The sequence below is a fragment of the Mesorhizobium sp. M4A.F.Ca.ET.022.05.2.1 genome, from assembly GCF_003998845.1.
In the GTDB taxonomy this organism is placed as follows: domain Bacteria; phylum Pseudomonadota; class Alphaproteobacteria; order Rhizobiales; family Rhizobiaceae; genus Mesorhizobium.
The window spans coordinates 1-664 of the sequence record NZ_RZOJ01000802.1; the positions used below are offsets into that span (position 1 = coordinate 1).

The 664-nt window shown below is 65.4% G+C and carries 1 pseudogene; it reads right to left on the reverse strand.

From position 1 onward, the window contains the following. A pseudogene (locus tag EN745_RS35515) lies at positions 1 to 664 on the reverse strand (glycosyltransferase family 2 protein); the annotation flags it as partial.

Here is a 664-nt window from a genome sequence, read left to right on the forward strand (position 1 = left end):
TGCCAGCCCCAATCGAAAAGGCTTCAGCACCTCGGCTTCCGGCCTGGCCTTGAAATGATAGGCCAGCCGGTCGGCCTTCTTGCTGGCGGTGATCGAGGCGAGGCTGAGCCAGGGAGCCCAGTTGCCGGGGCCAAGCGCGTATTTCTCTCGGCGGCGGATGGCGTCCCATTTCGCCGTCCGCGTCAGCAGCTCACGCGTCAGCGGCGGCCTCTTCTCGTCGCCGACGAGCTGGTAGAGGAAATAGAAAAGGTTGAGCGCGCCGGCGGCGAAGCTTGGCCGTGTCTCGTCGGGCAGTGAGGCGATCCGCTCCTCCAGCGCAACGATGAATTGGGCCGCGCGGGCGACCGTGTCGAACGAAACGTTCTCGCCGATGGCGCGCAGGTCCTGCGTCGCCTGCGCCAGGCCCTCGCCCTCGAGATTCTCGGCCACGATCCTGAGATGCGTGCGGCGCATCTCCTCGCAATGCCGGCTGGTCACGCTGCCCGGATGGATGCGGTAGACAAGCAGGTTCTCCGGCATCATCGCCGCCGGGTAGCGGGCGGCGAGGCGCCGGAAGAGGTCGAAATCCTCGGCATGCCTGTATTGCGGATCGTAGTGCAGGCTGTCGTCGCCGATGACCTGGCGATTGTAGACCACGGTGGGGTGCATGAAGATGGTGAAGAAC